This window comes from Streptomyces sp. NBC_00984 (genome assembly GCF_045162475.1).
Lineage (GTDB): Bacteria > Actinomycetota > Actinomycetes > Streptomycetales > Streptomycetaceae > Streptomyces.
On sequence record NZ_CP108734.1, the window covers coordinates 1,500,287 to 1,518,796 of the forward strand.

The following is an 18,510-nucleotide window of genomic DNA, read 5'->3' on the forward strand; positions in this document are numbered from 1 at the left end:
CGGTCCCCCTCCGGCCGACGAGCAGCGATTGCCTATCGTCTACAGTCTACCGAGCGCAGGGCCCCTCAGGGGCAGCGGATCACCTGACCCGCGTACGAAAGATTCCCGCCGAAGCCGAAGAGCAGCACCGGCGCACCGCTGTGGACCTCGCCGCGTTCCACCAGTTTGGACAGAGCCATCGGGATCGAGGCCGCGGACGTATTGCCGGAGTCCACGACGTCCCTGGCGATGACCGCGTTGACCGCGCCGATCTTCCTGGCCACGGGCTCGATGATCCTCAGGTTGGCCTGGTGCAGCACCACCGCCCCGAGCTCCTCGGGCGTCACACCGGCCTTCTCGCACACCTTGCGGGCGATGGGCGGCAACTGCGTGGTGGCCCAGCGGTAGACGGACTGCCCTTCCTGCGCGAAGCGCGGCGGCGTCCCCTCGATCCGTACCGCGTTCCCCATCTCCGGCACCGAACCCCACAGGACCGGACCGATCCCGGGCCGGTCACCCCCGTCCGGTTCCGCCACCACGACCGCCGCACCGGCTCCGTCGCCGAGCAGGACGCAGGTGCTGCGGTCGGTCCAGTCGGCGATGTCCGCCATCTTGTCGGCGCCGATGACCAGGACGCGCTCGGCGGCGCCGGCCCGGATCGCGTGGTCGGCGGTGGCGAGGGCGTGGGTGAAGCCGGAGCAGACCACGTTGATGTCCATCACGGCGGGCGAACCCATCCCGAGCCGGGCGGCGACGCGCGCCGACATGCTCGGCGAGCGGTCGATCGCGGTCGAGGTGGCGACCAGGACCAGATCGACCTCGGCCGGCTGGAGCCCCGCCGCGGCCAGCGCCTTGGCCCCCGCGTGCGCGGCCATCTCGTCCACCGGCTCGTCCGGCCCCCCGACATGACGGGTCCTGATGCCGACGCGACTGGTGATCCACTCGTCGCTGGTATCGACCATGGCCGCCAGATCGTCGTTGGTGAGCACTTTCGCGGGCTGATAGTGGCCGAGCGCCACGACACGTGAGCCGGTCATGTACGGGGTCCCCTCGCTACGTATGGCAGGAACCATCCAGTCTTGGTCGCTACCGCCCGGTACACGGGCACGTGTTCCCACAGGAATAGCGCCCGGGTGTTGGAGGCTTGACCACAGCATTGACGCGCAGAAAGCATTCTGTAGACAATATTCTGTCGACTTGACATGGTTTTCCACGCCTCGCCCGATCCGGTCCGTACCGGACAATGGGATCCCCGGAGGCCGGTTCGGCTTCCCCCACGTACAGAATCGGGTTTAACCGCTATGGGACGGGTCACCGAGCGTCGCCGCACCATCCGCATCCGGGACGGGGCCGTCTCCACCCGCCCGGACACGCTCGTCGCCGAGGAGCCCCTGGAGATCCGGCTGAACGGCAAGCCGCTCGCCATCACAATGCGCACGCCGGGTGACGACTTCGCACTGGCGGCGGGGTTCCTGGTGAGCGAGGGCGTCATCGGTGACGGCTCCGAGGTGCAGTCGATCGTCTACTGCGCCGGAGCGACCGCCGACGGCGTCAACACGTACAACGTGGTGGACGTGAAGCTCGCGCCCGGTGTCCCGGTCCCCGACATCACGCTCGAACGCAATGTGTACACCACCTCGTCCTGCGGGCTGTGCGGCAAGGCGAGTCTCGACGCGGTACGCACCACGACCCGGCACCCGGTCGCCGACGCTCCCCCGCTGCGGGTCGGGCCCGCCCTGCTCGCCGCCCTCCCCGACCGGCTGCGCGCCGCACAGCGGGTCTTCGACCGGACCGGGGGGTTGCACGCGGCGGCGCTGTTCTCCGAGACGGGCGAGCTGCTCGACATCCGCGAGGACGTCGGCCGGCACAACGCGGTCGACAAACTGGTCGGCCGGGCCCTGACCGACCACCGGCTGCCGCTGTCCCGGGCCATTCTGCTGGTGTCGGGACGGGCCTCGTTCGAGCTGGCCCAGAAAGCGGTGATGGCCGGGATCCCGATGCTCGCGGCGGTCTCCGCACCCTCGTCCCTCGCCGTCGATCTGGCGGCCGAGGCCGGACTGACCCTGGTCGGCTTCCTGCGGGGTCCTTCGATGAACGTGTACGCGGGCGAGCACCGGATCGCCCTGGAGGCGACGGTCGGGCAGGACTGAGGCGCCCCGCGTCCGGCCGGCGAGGAGCGCCCCCGCGCCGGCCGGTCCCCGCTCAGCCCACCGCGGCGGGCTCCCGCGACACCGCACCGCTCGCCGGACTCTCCTCCTGCGCATCGCGCGAGCGGCGCTTGGCGATCACGGCGCACACCATCAGCTGCATCTGGTGGAAGAGCATCAGCGGCAGCACGGCGAGGGAAGCCTGCGCCCCGAACAACACGCTCGCCATGGGCAGCCCCGAGGCCAGGCTCTTCTTCGAACCGGCGAACTGGATGGTGATCCGGTCCTCGCGGTCGAAGCCGAGCCGCTTCGCCCCGTACCAGGTCAGCGCGAGCATCAGGGCGAGCAGCAGCACTTCGGCGCCGAGCAGCGCCCCGAGCCGGGCCGGGGTGAGCTGGTGCCAGATGCCCGCGACCATGCCCTCGCTGAAGGCCGTGTAGACGACGAGCAGGATCGAGCCGCGGTCGACATGGCCGAGGACCTTCTTGTGACGGGCGATGAAGCCACCGATCCAGCGGCGCAGCAACTGCCCGGCGACGAACGGCAGCAGCAGCTGGACCCCGATCTTCAGCAGCGCGTCCGCGGAGAATCCGCCCCCGCTGTTGCCGAGCAGGCCGGCGGCGAGCAGCGGAGTGAGGAAGATCCCGGCGATCGAGGAGAAGGAGCCCGCGCAGATCGCCGCGGGCACGTTGCCGCGGGCGATCGAGGTGAAGGCGATCGACGACTGGATGGTCGACGGGACGAGGCAGAGGAAGAGGAAGCCGCTGTAGAGCTGCGGCGTCAGGACGTACGGGACCAGCCCCCTGCCGGCCAGCCCGAGCAGCGGGAACGCCACGAAGGTGCAGATCAGCACGGTGAGGTGGAGCCGCCAGTGCCTGAGCCCGTCCAGCGCCTCGGCGGTGGAGAGCCGCGCACCGTACAGGAAGAAGAGGAAGGCGACCGCTCCGGTGGAGGCACCGCCCGCCACATCCGCGGCGGTCCCCGACGCGGGCAGTATCGCCGCGAGCACGACGGTGCCGATCAGCGTCAGGATGTACGGGTCGAGCGGCAGCCAGGACGGCAGCTTCGGGGTACGGCGGCTCATGTGCTCCACATGTTCTCTTGGTTCCGGTCGTGCCCGCTCCATGCTGCTCCCGATCGGCGCGATCGGGAATCCCGTACACCGCTCTCACTGTCATCACGGCCCGCGATAGCCTGGCGCCATGTACGACCCCGCACAGCTGCGTACCTTTCTCGCCGTCGCCCAGACGCTGAGTTTCACCCGGGCCGCCCGTCGGCTGGGGGTGCGGCAGTCCACGGTGAGCCAGCATGTGCGGCGCCTGGAGGACGCGGCGGGGCGGCAGTTGTTCGCCCGGGACACGCACCGGGTCGACCTCACCGTGGACGGCGAGGCCATGCTCGGCTTCGCCCGGACGATACTCGCGGCCCATGAGCGGGCCGCGGCCTTCTTCACCGGCACCCGGTTGCGCGGGCGGCTGCGGTTCGGGGTCTCCGAGGACTTCGTGCTGACCCGGCTGCCGGAGATCCTGGAGTCGTTCCGCCGCGACCACCCGGAGGTCGAGCTGGAGCTGACGGTGGAGCTCTCCGGGACACTGCATCAGCGCCTCGCGGCCGGCCGGCTCGATCTGGTGCTCGCCAAGCGGCGCGCCGGTGACACACACGGCGAGCTGGTCTGGCAGGACGCGCTGGCCTGGATCGGCGCGCCGCAGTTGCGGATCGACCCGGACCGTCCGGTGCCGCTGATCCTCTTTCCGCCACCGGGCATCACCCGGGCCCGCGCCCTGGAGGTCCTGGAGGAGCACGGCCGGTCCTGGCGGGTCGCCTGCACGAGCACCAGTCTGAGCGGGCTGATCGCGGCGGCCCACGCGGGGCTGGGCGTGATGGCCCACAGCCGGGGATTGATCCCGCCGGGCCTGGCGCCGGTGCCGGCCAGGGCGGGTCTGCCGGACCTGGGCGGTGTGGATTTCGTCCTGTCGCACGGCCGCCGTCGCGACGGGGCGCACGAGGCCGCGGACGCGCTGGCGACAGCGATCCTGGCGGGCGGCGACCGGCTGATCCGCGGCGTCGGCACGATCGGTTCGGTCAACGGCCGGGACAGCGCCTGACCGCCTGCGCGTACGGAAAGCACGGGCGGCGGCGATTGCGCCTCCGGCCCGTCCGATTCGAGTGAATCCGGGTGGATCCGCTCGTATGCCCCGGAGCGGCAGTGGCAGCGGCGTACAGATTCGGTGGAGATTCCGGCGCCCGCCGGTTACCCCGCGTTCCCAGCCACGCCCGAGCCTTGCCCATCTGGCCGGATTTCGGTGGCTGACCAGTGCATATGCCACATTGTCCACCGGTACGGGGCCCTCCCGCCGCGCCGCCCGGTGGGGTAGCGTCACGGCGCTGTGCGGAGCGCCACAAGGAGCAGGTCATTGCGCGAGTTCACTGTCCCACCCATGGCGGCCGCGCCCCTCGTGGGCGGCCTGGCCGACATCGTGTTCGACCGTGCCGAGGAGGACCCGCACCGGGTCGCGCTCGGCCGCAAGGACGCGAGCGGAAACTGGCGGGATGTCACCGCTGCGGTCTTCCGCGACGAGGTGCTGGCGCTCGCCAAGGGGCTGATCGCCCATGGCGTCAGGTTCGGCGACCGGGTGGCCCTGATGTCGCGTACGCGCTACGAGTGGACGCTCTTCGACCTCGCGCTGTGGACGGTCGGCGCCCAGTCCGTACCCGTCTATCCGACGTCCTCGGCCGAGCAGGTGCTGTGGATGCTGCACGACGCCGAGGTGTCCGCCGTCCTGGTCGAGCACGAGGACCATGCGATGACGATCGCCTCGGTGATCGACCGGCTGCCGGGACTCAAGCGGCTCTGGCAGCTGGACGCCGGTGCGGTGACCGAGCTGATCGACGCGGGGGCGGACGTCGAGGACGAGGTGGTGCACCGCCACCGCCGCGCGGTGACGCCCGAGTCCGTGGCCACGGTCATCTACACCTCGGGGACCACGGGACGCCCCAAGGGCTGTGTGCTCACGCACGCCAATTTCATGTTCGAGACGGACACCATGGTCGCCCGCTGGAAGTCGGTCTTCCGCTCCAGGCCGGGCGACGAGGCGGCGACCCTGCTCTTCCTGCCGCTGGCCCATGTCTTCGGCCGGATGGTCGAGGTCGCCGCGATCCGCGGCCGGGTGAAGCTGGGCCACCAGCCGGAGCTGTCGGCCAAGGCACTGATGCCGGACCTGGTGTCGTTCCGGCCGACCTTCATCCTGGCGGTTCCGTACATCTTCGAGAAGGTCTTCAACGCCGCCCGGCGCAAGGCAGAGGCAGAGGGCCGGATCGGGCCGTTCGACAAGGCCGTGGACATCGCGGTGAAGTACGCCGAGGCGCTGGAGGCGCGGGCGTTCGGGACCGGTCCGGGGCCGTCCGCCGGGCTGCGGATGCAGCACCAGTTCTTCGACAAGGTCGTGTACAGGAAGGTACGCGAGGCGATGGGCGGCCGGATCCGGCACGCCATGTCGGGCGGTTCGGGGATGGAGCGCCGGCTCGGGCTGTTCTTCGAGGGCGCGGGCGTCACGGTGTACGAGGGGTACGGGCTGACGGAGTCGACCGCGGCTGCCACGGCCAACCCGCCGGAACGCACCAGGTACGGCACGGTCGGGCTGCCGATCCCGGGGACGACCGTGCACATCGCCGAGGACGGTGAGGTGTGGGTGCACGGCGGCAATGTGTTCGGTGGCTATCTCGGCGCCCCGCAGGCCACCGAGGCGGTGCTGCGCGAGGGCTGGCTGGCCACCGGGGATCTGGGCTCGCTCGACGAGGCCGGATATCTGACGATCACCGGGCGGAAGAAGGAGATCCTGGTGACGTCGGGCGGCAAGAGCGTGGCGCCGGCGGGCCTGGAGGAGCGGGTGCGGGCGCATCCGCTGGTCGCGCAGTGCATCGTGGTCGGCAACGACCGGCCGTACATCGCGGCCCTGGTCACGGTCGACCAGGAGTCGGTGGACCACTGGCTCGCGATGCAGGGGCGGACGCCGCTGAAGCCGGAGGAGCTGGTGCGCGATCCGGACCTGGAGATGGAGGTCCGGCGGGCGGTGGTGGCCGCCAACACGGCGGTCTCGCAGGCGGAGTCGATCCGGACGTTCCGGATCCTGGCGCACCCCTTCAGCGAGGAGCACGGTCTGCTCACCCCGTCGCTGAAGCTGAAGCGCAGGGCGATCGAGACGGCGTACGCGGCGGAGGTCGACGCGCTGTACCGCTGAGGCACCGGGGTGCCCCGGCGGTACAGCACACACGACGCTACTTCTCAAACAAGCTAGGGCGTGTTTGAGAAGTGGCGTCGTCCGCCCGGAGGGCGGGTCTCGCGGGGTCCGGCGCGTGCGATCGCAAGGCGCCGGAGTGCCTCGTAGCGGAGCTACCAGGGCATTTCGGCAACGCGGCGAGCGTGCGTGTCAGACCCCGCGAGACAGACGGGACTCCTCAAACACGCCCTAGGTGATCGAGACCCGGAACAGCTTGTCCGAGCCGTCGGGTTCGTTCCCCTTGTTGTCGCAGTTGGTGGTGGAGAGCCAGAGCTGGTCCTGGCCGGGCACCTTGGTGACGGTGCGCAGCCTGCCGTACGTACCGACGTAGTACGCGCTCGGTGTGCCGAGCTCCTCGGTGTCACCGGTGATCGGCACCCGCCACAGCCGTTCGCCCTTCAGGGCGGCCATGTAGATGACGTTGCGGACGATGGCGATCCCGCTGGGCGAGGCCTCGGAGATGTTCCAGGTCTTCTTGGGATTGGTCATGCCGGAGGTGGTGCAGGTGCCCTCGCAGACGGGCCAGCCGTAGTTCTTGCCCGGCTTGATGAGGTTGAGCTCGTCCTTCTTGCTGTCGCCGAACTCCGCCTCCCACAGCCGGCCGTTGCGGTCGAAGGCGAGACCCTGCGGGTTGCGGTGCCCGTAGCTGTAGACGTAGTTGCCGAACGGGTTGCCGGGGGCGGCCTTGCCGTCCGTCGTCATCCGCAGGATCTTGCCGTTCAGCGAGTTCTTGTCCTGGGCGAGGTCGGGGCTCTGCGCCTCGCCGGTCGACACGTACAGGTAGCCGTCGGGGCCGAACAGCAGCCGTCCGCCGTTGTGGTATCTGCTCTTCTTGATCCCCTGGAGCAGGACCGTGTAGCCGCTGAGCGAGCTGCCGTCGTAGGTCATGCGTGCGACGCGGTTGCCCTCGGACGCGGTGTGCATGAAGTACACGTAGTGGTTGGAGGACCACTTCGGGTCGACGGCGACGCCGAGCAGACCGCCCTCGCCGTCGGTCGTGACGGCGTTGGGCACGGTCCCGACCTGGGTCCTGGTGCCGTCGGGGGTGGCCTTGAGGACCTTGAAGCTGTCCCGTTCGGTCACCAGCGCGCTCTTGCCGTCGGGCATCCAGTAGGTGCCCCAGGGGATGGACCAGCCGCCGGAGACGGTGGCGATGCCGGACGGCACACCGCCGTCGGTGGCGCAGTCCGGAGTGGTGAAGGTGACCGTGTTGCTCGGCGGCGAGGCGTTGCCCGCCGCGTCCTTGGCGACGACGTCCAGGGTGTACGGGCTGGCGCAGGCGAGCCCGGTGAGCGTGGTCGTGGTGGCCGGTGGCGTGCCGGTCACGGTCTTGTAGACGGTGCTGCCGCTGCGTACCTCGTAGGCGGTGACGGCCTTGTCGTCCGTCGACGCCCCCCAGCTCAGGGCGACGCTGTTGGCGGTGAGGCCCGAGGTGGACAGGGTGCCGGGTGCGGAGGGTGCGGTGGTGTCGGAACTGCGCTGGGTGGTGCAGTCCACGATCGGGCTGACCGACGACACATTGCCGGCCGCGTCACGCGCGAACACGGAGAGGTTGTACGTGGTGCCGGGGGTGAGTCCGGTCAGGTTCTTCGTGGTGGCGGTGCCCGGTGCCTCGCCGAACTTGTTGCCGTGTTCGTAGATGTCGTACGCGGCGACACCCACGTTGTCCGTGGCGGCGCCCCAGTTGAGCGCGAGGCTGTTCTCGGTGATGTCCGAACAGCTGGGCGCCGTGGGTGCGGTGGGCGCCTCGGTGTCCGACGAGGTGACCGTGACGTCGAGGTAGTCGAGGTTGGGCAGTCCGTTGGCCGTCGTGGACGTCAGCCGGATCTTGTTGCTGCCCGCCTTGACCGGGGTGGTCAGGGTGGACGTGGCCCAGGTGTTCCAGTCGGTGGTGGCGTTGAAGGCGCGGGCGGCCGAGACGACCGTGCCGCCCACGGCGACATCGGCGGGCCGGGCGTCCGCCGTGCCGTTGGAGTAGCGGATGGCGATCTTTCCGGTGCCGGCGGAGGCCGCGGTGACGGTGAACTCCACATAGCTGCCGACGACATTGTCGCCGTTGACGAATCCGGTGCCCGAGTAGCCGGAGTGGTTGGACTCGGCGGCGCCCTCGACGATCGTCGCGGCCTCCGCCTCGTACCGGGTGGCGGCCGCGGAGGCCGACTGCGGGACGGCCTGCACCAGCGCGGTACAGAGCAGCACGGCCGTGAGCGCGGCCAATCTTCCTCGTGACGTGGTGAGCGTTCCGGTCTGCATCTGAACCTCCGTCAGGGAACCCAGTAGTTACCGGATGCGACGATCATCGACTGGAGCTGGACGCTCCCGCCGTAGTAGAGATCCGGGTCGATCGACGTGGTGGCGAGCTTGTTCCAGAGCGCGTCGAGCCAGGCCTGGGAGCCGGAGTCGGTCAGCGCGGTCACGGCGAACGGGGCGGTGAACGCCATGTCGTTGCCGCTGTCGAACACCGAACCGTTCAGGTGGTAGCCGCTGGCTATCTTGTCCGGGTCGCCGCCCGTCTTGGTCTTGATCCAGGAGTTGAGCTTGCGGGCCGAGACGAGCGAGGCACTGTCCCCGCTGGTGACGGCGTCGGCGCCGATGCGCCACGGGTCGCGGCAGGCGTTCCAGGAGTAGTCGCCGTCGTTGGCGCTTTCGAGCACCTCGCCCGGGGCGGGCTTGGCCGTGGTGTTGGTGTTGACGACGAAGTCCGCCAACAGCCCTGTGCCGGAGGCGTACTTGGACTGCTGCGAGGTGATCAGGTTCTGGTGTGCCGTGCGCACGGTGTCCCAGGTGCTGTCACCGGTGGCGGTCCTGAACGCGCGGAAGTGGTCGATCATCCAGTCCGAGGAGCGGGTCATCCAGTAGTGGGACTCGCCCGAGTCCGACCAGTCGCCGAACAGCATCAGGTGCGTGGTCGGGTTGACCTCGCTCTTCTTGATGGCGTTGATGTGCTTGACCGCGAGGTCCTTGTAGTCGTACGTGCCGGTGGAGCCCCACTGCTTGTCGGCGAGGAGCAGCCCGTAGGCGACGTCCAGGTCCCCGTCGGTCGCCGAGTCGGAGCCGTCGACGCTCTTGCAGGAGGCATCCTGTTCGGCGGCGAGGAGGTTGGCGTTGTTCACCGAGGGGTGCGCGAGCATGTACTTGACCATGCCGTCGAAGACGGTCTTCGCGTCCGGGTCGGCCCCCGCCATGGTCGCGGTGACGACCATTCCGTAGCCCTGGGCCTCGGCGACGTAGGGGTGGTCGGCGTCCGGCGAGATCACCTGGTACCAGCCGTTGCCGCAGTTCTTCTTGACGAACGCGGACTTCCAGGCGTTGTACGTCTTGATCACGGCCTGGTCGAGTGCCGACTGCGAGCCGGACGGCTTCAGCATCCCTGCGGCGTAGGGGCGGGTGTGGCTGCCGAAGGGCACCGCGGGACCGCCGCTGGCGGGAATCGCGGTGTCGAGGTAGTCGAGGTTGGGACCGCCGCCGGCCGTGGTCGCGGTGGCCCGGACGGTGTTGGTTCCGGCGGCGAGCCGCGCGCTGATGGTCTTCGTCGCCCAGGTGTCCCAGGAACCGGTCCCGCCGAACGAGACGCCGGAGGCGACGACCGTACCGTTGACACTGATGTCCAGCGGGCGGTCGGTGGTGGTTCCGTTGGCGTAGCGGATGGCCAGCGAGTCGCTGCCCGCGGTGGCGTTCACCGTGAACTCCACAGAGGATCCGGCCACATTGGTGTAGTCGACGAAGCCGGTGCCGGAGTAGCCGGTGTGGTTCGTCGCAGCGGCCGCCTGGGAGAGCTTCGCGCCCTCCGCCTCGTAGCGGGTGTCCGCCGCGGCGGCCGACGGAGCGCCGAGCAGTGGCAGCAGCAGTCCGGCGGCGGCGAGTGCCGCTCCGCCGAGGGTCAGTCTGCTCGTGGTGGTACGCATGGGATCTCCTCAGCCCTTGTACTGGACGACGATCTTGGTGAATTCGTACGGGGACTGGGACACCCCGCTGCAGGCGTCCCCGTCGCTGCCGGAGCCGCAGGCCCGGTCCCGGTTGACGGACCAGAAGGCGTAGCGCGCGATGTGGTGCTGCTGCGCGTAGCCGAGGATCGTCCTGAAGTCCGTGGTGGTGACGGTCTCGTCCGTCTCGTCCGTCTTCCCGTTCATCGAGGAGACCCCGATGTGCCGGTAGGCGGCGTCGTCGCTGTAGCCGTAGGCACTCTTCACCGCGGACTTCAGCCCGTCGAGCGCGCCGACCGTGGCCGCGCCCATCGTGCCGGTGTGCCCGCCGAAGTCGAAGGGCATGATGACCCAGCCGTCGTTGTCGAGCCCCGCGGCGGCGCCCCGCTTGATGAGGTCCTTGCCGGTGGCGTCGGGACCGGTCGGGGTGGTCCCCATGGTCACGTACGTCACGATGCCCGGGTTGGCGTTCTTGACGATCTTCAGGGCGTCGACCACCCGCTGCCGCACGGTGGCGTTGGAGAACTCGGTGTCCTCGATGTCGATGTCCAGCGCCTTGAGGTGGTAGGCGTTGATCACCTTCTGGTAGGCCCCGGCCAGCGCGGAGGCGCTGGTGCACTTCTGGCCGAGCTTGTTGCCGCTCCAGCCGCCCACCGAGACGACGATGTCGCCACCGGCCGCCCGGATGGCGTCGATGGCGGCCGCGTCCGAGCCACCGGTCAGCGGCCGGTCCCCGTCCCACTTCGGGTTGCAGGTGCCGTCCGAGAGGATGAACGCGAGCGTGAACCACTTCACGCCGGTGGCCGCCATCACATCGGCCGGTTTCTGCGGGCTTCCCCAGCCGAGGTATTCGTACGGGGCCGCGGCCATGGCGCCGGGACCCGCGGCGGTCGTTCTGCCGGTCGGGGAGTCGTACGCGTCGGTGGCCTCGTGCGCGTTCGTGGCGGCGTAGGCCTTCGGGAGGTGGCCCAGCAGGGGCAGGAGCAGACAGCTGAGGCCGGCGACGACGGCCACCAGGCGGTGTGGGGGTGCGGCAGGGTGCACGGATGATCCCTTCCGGTTCGGTGTTAGGAAAGGTTCCTAACCGACACTGCATAGGATTCCCTGCGGAGCTTTCTGTCAATGCCCCGCGTGGGCCCAAATCTCGGGCGGAGCAGGCGGGTTGGGCGGAGCATGGGCAGCCCTCCGGGGCGACGGGCGCATGCATGCCCCGCCGCCCCGGCCGTGCGGGGGCGCACCTCCTCCGACTCCTCAGACCAGTTGGTACCCCCGCATCCGGGTGAGGAGGAGATGGGTGTCCTGCAGCGATCCCGAAGTGTCGCCGAGCGACCGGTAGATGCCCCACTTGGGCCGGACCCGGTCGGCGAGAAGGGTGTCGACGCCGGATTTCGACCTGTCGATGACGGTGGTGGCCCCGTCCTTCAGGATCCAGCGGACCGAGCCCGACGCACCGTCACCGATCGTGATCCGGAAGTCGACGTCGATCCACTTGTTCTGCAGCGGCACGAGGTCGGTGCGGCCGACGAGGATGTCGGCGATGGCCAGCTTGAGCTCGATGGTCTGCACACCGTTCACCCGGCGCAGGGACTGCACGACGATCGGCGAGGTGCCGGTGCCCGGCTGCTTCATCTGCATGATGTGCGTGAAGCTGGTGGTCGCCTTCAGCGAGCCGGGGATGTACATGCGGTACGTGACCCGCCAGGTCTCTCCGGGCAGCCACTTGAGGTACGAACTGCCGCTGGTGCGCAGCCCGGTCACCTCTTGACGCTGACGGTCCGTCGAGGTGTCCCGGTCGACGGTGTGCATGGTGAACCGGAAGTTGTCGCCCTCGGTGCGGATGTGCGGCTGCCCCGCCGGATGGGAATCGGCCCGGTCGTCCTCGATGGTCTCGAAGGCGCCGAGTCCGGCGTCGCTCGCCGAGGGCGACCAGCGTAATTTCCAGCTCGCCGCGTGCGCGGTGGCGGGAAGGCCGGCGGTGGCGGCGACGGCGCCGCCGATCGCCGCACCGAGCAGCGCCCGCCTGGAAGGGTTCGTCACGTCGACCTCGCTCGGAGTCGTTCGTTCGTCATCTCGGGGTCATGCGTTCACAAGAGTGTCCGTTGTTCAGTGACGTGCTCCAGGGTTGCGTGCCGACGGAACCCGGTCAATGGCCCGGACGGAAGAGGCCGGCGAGGGGCCGCGGAACGCAGGGCGGCAGGGGAATGCACGGGGACTGTTGATCGTTGCCCATGGGAGTACCAACCGACGACGTAAGGATCGACCGCTCGTGAGCCAGGTCCCCTCCATCACCCTCAACAATGGCGTCGAGATGCCGCAGCTCGGTTTCGGTGTCTGGCAGGTGCCGGACGACGAGGCCGCGAAGGCGGTCGCCACAGCCATCGAGTCCGGGTACCGGAGCATCGACACCGCCGCGATCTACGAGAACGAGCAGGGCACCGGCCGGGCGATCGCGGCCTCCGGTGTCGCCCGCGAGGAACTGTTCGTCACCACGAAGCTGTGGAACTCCGAGCAGGGCTACGACTCGACCCTGCGCGCCTTCGACGCCTCGCTCGACAAGCTGGGGCTCGACTACGTCGACCTGTATCTGATCCACTGGCCGGTGCCGGCCAAGGACGCGTACATCGACACGTACAAGGCCTTCGAGAAGATCCGGTCCGACGGCCGCGCCAGGGCCATCGGTGTCTCGAACTTCCTCCCCGAGCACCTGGAGCGTCTGCTCGGCGAGACCTCCGTGGTCCCGGCGATCAACCAGATCGAGCTCCACCCCCAGCTCCAGCAGGCCGAGTCGCGCGCCTTCCATGCCAAGCACGGCATCGCCACGGAGGCCTGGTCGCCGCTGGGTCAGGGCAAGGGTCTCCTGGAGGTCCCGACGGTCGTCGCGATTGCCCGGAAGCATGGCCGCACGGCGGCCCAGGTGGTGCTCCGCTGGCACATCCAGACCGGCAACGTGGTGATCCCGAAGTCCGTGACGCCGTCGCGCATCGTGGAGAACCTCGATGTGTTCGGCTTCGATCTGGACGCCGACGACCTGGCCGCGTTCGCCGCGCTGGACGAGGGCAAGCGTCTCGGCCCGAACCCCGGCGAGTTCAACCTCGGCGCCTGAGCCCTGCTCTCGCGCCGTTGACGCACACGGACCGCCGCCCGGCTGCCGAGCCGGGCGGCGGTCCGCTCCGCAGGAAGGAACCGGAACAGCAGCGGGCACACCGCGCCCGTCGTCGCGGCTGATCGTTACCGGCTGCGCAATGTGGGCAGCTGCCTGCTGCTGGAGGTGTACGGCTCCGCCAAGGACGGTGGCGCCCAGGGATGGCCGATCGAGCGGCACCCGGAAGCGCCGGGAGTGGTGACGCCGGTCGGCTTCGCCGGCGGGCGCGTCCTGGAAGTCGCCGACGGCAGTACGGCGGACGGTGCCCGTGTCCAGCAATGGGAGGACACCGACTCCCCGGCCAGTGATGGCAGTTGGAGCCGGTGCGGGACACCCCGGGGCATGGGCCGTACACAGGCCGGCATGGGGATGCGTCGGATGCGTGCGGACCAGAATTCAAGTGGTCCTTCGACGCCGTGCCGCACGGGCCGTCACTCACTTGGGCCAAGACGGCCCGCCGACCTCCTGGCGGCCGGGACATGGGCGGCGTCTGCCACGCCGTCGCCACGTTCTGCCGCCCGGTCGCCGGGCCCCGCCGAGGGCGGCGCGCCGAGAACGAATCCGGAAGCCGAATCCCGGAACCGGAGCCCGGAACCGAACCACGGAACCAAACCCCGGAACCGGAGCCCGGAACCGAAGCCCGAACCAAACCCCGGAACCGGAGCCCGCGCCGAAGCCCGGAACCGAACCACGGAACCAAACCCCGGAACCGGAGCCCGGTAGCCACGTGCGGCGCGGCTGTTCCGGTCGGCTGGCAGCGCCTCACCGTCCGGCTTAATATGGGCTGGCAGGTGTTTGAGCCTGCCAGTCGTCGTTCAGGTGCGGGTATCCGACCGGATCACTCCGGTCGGATACCCTGACTGGAGCCCCGGCCCGATTACGGCGGGCCGGGGTTCACGTCAACCGAGGAACTCGGTCACCAGTCGCGGCCACCGTTGTCACGGCCTTCGTCGAAGTGGCGCTCGATCACTCGGAAGCTGCCCACCACTCCGTTCTTGACCCAGACGCCGCCCTTGACGTGGCCCGGGAACACCCCGTCGCTGGAGCTGAACGGACCGACGGTGGCGATGGGGGCGCCGTTGTCGCAGGTGGCCCCACGGAAGACCTCGACGGCCCGACGGCTGTCGTTGCGGACGTTGAGACTCTTGGAGCCGAGGCCGCTGACCACGGTCACGCAGCCGCCCATCTCGTCGGAGTACGTCCGCTCGTTGATGTGGATGCGACCCCTGTAGTGCTCACGGCCGCCCTCGTTGTGGCCACGGCCCTCTTCGCGGCCACCGCCCTCGCGGCCACCGCCCTCGTTGCCCTTGCCCTCGTTGCCCTTGCCGACGTCGCCGCCGTCGAGAGCCGAACCGGGAGCGGACTGCTGGACGGCCTGGGTTGCCTGAACCGGCTCGGAGGTGGCAGCCGAGGCGTAGGTGATGCCAGTGGCGGCCAGGGCTGCAGCGGCCGCGACGGCGGCCGTAACGATGGTGGAACGGGTAACCATGACGCTTCTCCTGTCTCAGAAAGGTCGGCTGATCAGTCGACCCGTGAATGAACGTACGCATGAACCTCATACGTGTCATATCGGACACGTCGAAGGTCGACGCCTACACCCCGGTCGAGTTATATGAAATACGCCAAATGCTATTTTCACATGATTAGATGAGATACCAATTGCCTTTATTTATGGGTGAATTGATCTGCAATTAGCCTGCCCGGGGGACTTCCTGATGGCTACTCACCCTGGTGGCAGCGTGTCTTTTCTTGACACGGCCCGAGCAGCGGCCTGAGCCCGCGCATACCGGTCATCCGCGGCCCTGTCCGCGCTTCGCCGACACGGGGTCCGCAGCCCCTTCCACGGCGCCGCCGCACGGCGGCGCGTGTTGGCCGACTCGCGCCGGATGAGCTGGAAAGAGCTGGTCAGCGGGCGGTCAGCCGTCCAGCCGGCGCCTGAGGCCTGGGATCTTTCGTTCGGATCGGGCAGGACCAGGGAGCGGGATCCGGTGTCGTGCGTCGCAAGACGGAGGAGGGAGTCGACGCGGCCCGTCGGCGACTGACGACGACGCGCCGAGGCGCGACACCGGGGCACGCGAGCCCTGCAGGATCCGAACGAGAGGCCCCAGGTGTGCTCACCGGGGCACCCCGAGCAGGGCGAGCAGCAGCGAGGACAGCGGATCGACCTCGACGTGCCGGCCGTCACCGGTCGCATCGCGGTGGCGCAGCGCCGCCATGCCGCCCGCGGCCGCGTGGCGGTCCGGTGAGCACGTCGACGAGCGCCACACCCGTCTGACGGGCCGTCCCGGTGCGGGCCCCGCAGCGCTCATCAGCCCGCCGACCGCTTGCAGCAGCAGGTCAGAGCCTGGCAGCGCGGCGCCTTCGCCGACTCCGAACCCGGTCACCGAGCAGTGGACGATGCCAGGGTTGAGCGCCTGGGCGTGCGCGCAGGAGAGTCCGTATTCGTCCATCGCGCCGGGGCGGAAGCCACGACACCCGACAGGAAGCCGGGAACGGGGGTGTGCACCGGGTCACCGTCCCGAATCCGCTTCTGAGACGGGGAAGTTGACGGGCGTTGCTTGAGTGACCGGCCCGGTCAGTGCCGTGCCCTGCTCCCGATCGTGGTCGGCGAGCGGGACGATCAGCCGCTTCACGCAGGCACGCCGCCCGGCGGCGGTGCCTGGCAGCCTCAGGCCAGTGGTCAGGAGCAGCTCGACGCCGCCGAGCCAGGGGTGGGACCGGCCAGTTCGATGCTGTGCGCCCACACCGCCTCGCGGTCCGGCGCAGCGCGGCCCGCGGGCACGGTCAGCCGGAGCTCGCGACGCCGGGTCAGCCGGTCCAGGGGTACGCCCGCCGGTGCCCTCCCGCTCCCGCACTCCGGCCCGCCGTGTCCCGGGAACCCAGCAGGTCGGCGCGGGTGGACCGGATACAGGCCGGGCTCCCGCCGGCTCTCCAGCCCCGTCGCCCCCGTCAGCCCCGTCGGCCCAGGTGCACGGTACGCGCCGAAAGCAGGAACACATCGGGGCGCCGACGCAGCCCGGCCGGGTCGTCGGGGTCGAGCAGCCGGTCGAGTACGGCGATGTCCTCGGCCGTGAGCTCCTCCTCGAACATCTGGCGCCGGCGGGCGAACTCGGTGACGACATGGTCCCGGGCCTCGTCGGAGAGCGGTGCCGGAAGGTCGAGCAGGAAGCTGCGGGTGCCCTGCGGGGCCAGTCCCACCGCGGTGAAGAGGGCGCTCCAGTCCTCGGTCTCCCGCTTGGTGCCGGGCAGCGCCGTCCGCATGTCCTCGAACCGGTCCGCGTTGATCGCTTCGAGCCTGGCCTCCAGACCGGGCCGCCCGATGCCGATGTCGCGCGGAAGCCGGCGGGGCTGCAGTCCGCCCTCGACCAGGGCCACGGTCCCGCCGGGGCGCAGCAGTGCGGCGAATCCGGCCAGGACGGCGCACTGGTCGCCCATGTGGTGCAGGGCGTTGCCCGCCCAGATCAGGTCCGCCTCCCCCAGCCCGTCGAGACCCTCGGCGATGTCGGCCCGGTGTGTGCGGACCCGGTCGCCGAGACCGAGGCGTTCGGCGTGGTTCCGGGTGCGTTCCAGGAGTGCCGGGGTGCCGTCGACGGCGACGACCTCCGCGTCGGGGAACATCTCGGCGAGCAGGCAGGTGATCACACCCGGTCCGCTGCCGATGTCGAGCACCCGGCGCACCTTCGGGGCCGTGGGCAGCCCGGCGATCCAGCGGGCCGCCTCCTCGTACTGCGGACGACTGACCTCGGCCTCCTGCTCCAGCATCGGCCCCATCACGTCCCAGTCGATGTCACCGGCGTCCTGATGGTGGCCATGAGTGGTGTCGTGGTGGCCGCCGTGGGCCGGGTCCGGGTGGCGGGGGGCGTGAGCGGTGTTCTGGTGGTGACCATGTCCGGTGTGAGTGCTCATGGGGACCAAGCCTCACCACGGATCGACCTCACGGCAAGTTTTGTTGCCGTTTCAGCAAGTCGCCATCCGGCCGATGCCGCCCGCCCGGCACCCGTCCGACTTCAGGACACATCTCACCCAATGGCCACCTGCATATTGCCGGTACGCCGCCGGGCCCATAACTTGCGTTTATGGAGCTGGAGTTGCGCCATCTGCGAACCGTACGCGCCATCGCCGACACCGGGAGCCTGACCAAGGCGGCCGCGACTCTCGGGCTCGCCCAGCCCGCGTTGAGCGCGCAGCTGCGAAGGATCGAGAAGGCGCTCGGCGGCCCGCTCTTCGACCGGGACCACACCGGCGCCCGGCCCACGCTCCTCGGCGAGCTGGTACTCGAACGGGCCCGGGTGGTGCTGCCCGCCGTGAGCGAACTCCAGGCGGAGGCGGTGCGGTTCGCCAACGCCTGGGGGACGATGGAGCGCTTCCGGCTGGGCGGCACGCACGGCCCGCTGCTGGGCGGCCTCGTGGACCGCCTGGTCACCGCGTATCCGACCGCACCCGTGTCGACGTACACCTCCTGGTCGGTGTCCGAGATCGCCGCCCAACTCGTGGACGGACGCCTCGACTTCGCGCTCATCGGGGCCTGCGGGGAGAGCCTGCCACCCGCCAACGACCGGCTGACCTGGCAGGTGATCGGCGTCGATCCGGTCTTCGTGATGCTGCCGGACTCCCACCCGCTCGCCGGTGAACGGGAACTCGACCTCGCCGCACTGGCGGACGAGTGCTGGGCGAACGTGCCGGGCGACGGCTGTTTCGCCGACTGTTTCGTCGGCGCCTGTGCGCGGGCCGGGTTCAGCCCGGTCTCGGTGTATGAGACGGACACGGCTTCCGTCGTCCATCTGGTGCAGGTGGGGCGGGCGGTCGGACTGTGCCGGGCGACGTTTCCGCCGACCCCGGGGCTGGTGACGCGGCCGATCGCCGGCTCGCCGCTGAGCTGGCGCCATCTGCTGGGCTGGCATCCGCGTTCGGCGGCGGCCGACGCTGCGGTGGGCGCGGTGAGCGGACACACGCGGACGGCGTACGCGGAAGCGGTGAAGCGCAGCGAGAGCTATACGCGCTGGCTCGCCACGCATCCACGGTTCGGCGCCGCGATGTGACAC

At 69.9% G+C, this 18,510-nt stretch carries 13 protein-coding genes and 2 pseudogenes; 6 read left to right on the forward strand and 9 right to left on the reverse strand.

The features are described from left to right. Nucleotides 1-65: 65 nt before the first annotated feature. Nucleotides 66-1,016: a beta-ketoacyl-ACP synthase III gene (locus OG520_RS06385; protein WP_406012492.1), complete on the reverse strand. Its 951-nt coding sequence runs from the start codon at nt 1,014-1,016 to the stop codon at nt 66-68. 264 nt (nt 1,017-1,280) lie between these two features. Here OG520_RS06385 and fdhD point away from each other — a divergent pair, with 264 nt between their 5' ends. Continuing rightward, a complete protein-coding gene (gene fdhD, locus OG520_RS06390) occupies nt 1,281-2,129 on the forward strand; it encodes a formate dehydrogenase accessory sulfurtransferase FdhD (RefSeq protein WP_399329799.1) in 849 nt (282 codons plus the stop codon). A gap of 52 nt (nt 2,130-2,181) precedes the next feature. Here fdhD and OG520_RS06395 read toward each other — a convergent pair whose 3' ends face one another. Further along, nucleotides 2,182-3,210: a bile acid:sodium symporter family protein gene (locus OG520_RS06395; RefSeq protein ID WP_406012493.1), complete on the reverse strand. Its 1,029-nt coding sequence runs from the start codon at nt 3,208-3,210 to the stop codon at nt 2,182-2,184. A gap of 118 nt (nt 3,211-3,328) precedes the next feature. Between OG520_RS06395 and OG520_RS06400 the strand changes: the two genes are divergently transcribed. Both OG520_RS06400 and OG520_RS06405 read left to right on the forward strand, forming a co-directional pair. Then, entirely contained in the window at nt 3,329-4,231 is a 903-nt protein-coding gene (locus OG520_RS06400) for a LysR substrate-binding domain-containing protein (RefSeq protein WP_406012494.1), read from the forward strand. A 333-nt stretch (nt 4,232-4,564) separates the two neighbouring features. Next, the gene (locus OG520_RS06405; RefSeq protein ID WP_406012495.1) at nt 4,565-6,364 is read left to right on the forward strand and encodes an AMP-dependent synthetase/ligase; all 1,800 of its coding nucleotides are present in this window, start codon (nt 4,565-4,567) and stop codon (nt 6,362-6,364) included. A gap of 228 nt (nt 6,365-6,592) precedes the next feature. Here the strand turns inward: OG520_RS06405 and OG520_RS06410 are convergent, their stop codons facing one another. The 4 genes from OG520_RS06410 to OG520_RS06425 form a co-directional block, all read right to left on the reverse strand. Further along, complete coding sequence (locus OG520_RS06410; RefSeq protein WP_406012496.1) at nt 6,593-8,656, reverse strand: PQQ-dependent sugar dehydrogenase; 2,064 nt, start codon at nt 8,654-8,656, stop codon at nt 6,593-6,595. Between the two features lie 11 nt (nt 8,657-8,667). Then, nucleotides 8,668-10,308 carry a glycosyl hydrolase family 8 gene (locus OG520_RS06415; protein WP_406012497.1) on the reverse strand — a complete coding sequence of 547 codons (1,641 nt, stop codon included), beginning with the start codon at nt 10,306-10,308 and terminating at the stop codon, nt 8,668-8,670. Nucleotides 10,309-10,317: 9 nt separating this feature from the next. Next, a complete protein-coding gene (locus OG520_RS06420; protein ID WP_406012498.1) occupies nt 10,318-11,370 on the reverse strand; it encodes a chitinase in 1,053 nt (350 codons plus the stop codon). 207 nt (nt 11,371-11,577) lie between these two features. Further along, nucleotides 11,578-12,363 (reverse strand): Tat pathway signal sequence domain protein, encoded by a 786-nt coding sequence (locus OG520_RS06425; protein WP_406012499.1) that lies wholly within the window; start codon nt 12,361-12,363, stop codon nt 11,578-11,580. A gap of 229 nt (nt 12,364-12,592) precedes the next feature. Here OG520_RS06425 and OG520_RS06430 point away from each other — a divergent pair, with 229 nt between their 5' ends. Both OG520_RS06430 and OG520_RS06435 read left to right on the forward strand, forming a co-directional pair. After that, entirely contained in the window at nt 12,593-13,429 is an 837-nt protein-coding gene (locus tag OG520_RS06430; protein ID WP_406012500.1) for an aldo/keto reductase, read from the forward strand. 132 nt (nt 13,430-13,561) lie between these two features. Beyond that, nucleotides 13,562-13,794: pseudogene (locus OG520_RS06435) on the forward strand (RICIN domain-containing protein); the annotation flags it as partial. Nucleotides 13,795-14,384: 590 nt separating this feature from the next. On the opposite strand, the gene OG520_RS06440 reads toward OG520_RS06435, so the two are convergent. The 3 genes and pseudogenes from OG520_RS06440 to OG520_RS06450 form a co-directional block, all read right to left on the reverse strand. Next, a complete protein-coding gene (locus tag OG520_RS06440; RefSeq protein WP_406012501.1) occupies nt 14,385-14,957 on the reverse strand; it encodes a hypothetical protein in 573 nt (190 codons plus the stop codon). A gap of 625 nt (nt 14,958-15,582) precedes the next feature. Continuing rightward, nucleotides 15,583-15,927 (reverse strand): annotated as a pseudogene (locus OG520_RS06445) (CoA transferase); the annotation flags it as partial. Nucleotides 15,928-16,417: 490 nt separating this feature from the next. Further along, complete coding sequence (locus OG520_RS06450; RefSeq protein ID WP_399329809.1) at nt 16,418-17,374, reverse strand: class I SAM-dependent methyltransferase; 957 nt, start codon at nt 17,372-17,374, stop codon at nt 16,418-16,420. 170 nt (nt 17,375-17,544) lie between these two features. Between OG520_RS06450 and OG520_RS06455 the strand changes: the two genes are divergently transcribed. Then, nucleotides 17,545-18,507 (forward strand): LysR family transcriptional regulator, encoded by a 963-nt coding sequence (locus OG520_RS06455; RefSeq protein WP_406012502.1) that lies wholly within the window; start codon nt 17,545-17,547, stop codon nt 18,505-18,507. The last annotated feature ends 3 nt before the right edge of the window (nt 18,508-18,510 follow it).

Bases quoted from the DNA above. Each gene is read 5' to 3' on its own strand.
- OG520_RS06385 (WP_406012492.1), bottom strand. From the start codon at position 1,016: ATGACCGGCTCACGTGTCGTGGCGCTCGGCCACTATCAGCCCGCGAAA.
- fdhD (WP_399329799.1), top strand. From the start codon at position 1,281: ATGGGACGGGTCACCGAGCGTCGCCGCACCATCCGCATCCGGGACGGG.
- OG520_RS06395 (WP_406012493.1), bottom strand. From the start codon at position 3,210: ATGAGCCGCCGTACCCCGAAGCTGCCGTCCTGGCTGCCGCTCGACCCG.
- OG520_RS06400 (WP_406012494.1), top strand. From the start codon at position 3,329: ATGTACGACCCCGCACAGCTGCGTACCTTTCTCGCCGTCGCCCAGACG.
- OG520_RS06405 (WP_406012495.1), top strand. From the start codon at position 4,565: ATGGCGGCCGCGCCCCTCGTGGGCGGCCTGGCCGACATCGTGTTCGAC.
- OG520_RS06410 (WP_406012496.1), bottom strand. From the start codon at position 8,656: ATGCAGACCGGAACGCTCACCACGTCACGAGGAAGATTGGCCGCGCTC.
- OG520_RS06415 (WP_406012497.1), bottom strand. From the start codon at position 10,308: ATGCGTACCACCACGAGCAGACTGACCCTCGGCGGAGCGGCACTCGCC.
- OG520_RS06440 (WP_406012501.1), bottom strand. From the start codon at position 14,957: ATGGTTACCCGTTCCACCATCGTTACGGCCGCCGTCGCGGCCGCTGCA.
- OG520_RS06450 (WP_399329809.1), bottom strand. From the start codon at position 17,374: ATGAGCACTCACACCGGACATGGTCACCACCAGAACACCGCTCACGCC.
- OG520_RS06455 (WP_406012502.1), top strand. From the start codon at position 17,545: ATGGAGCTGGAGTTGCGCCATCTGCGAACCGTACGCGCCATCGCCGAC.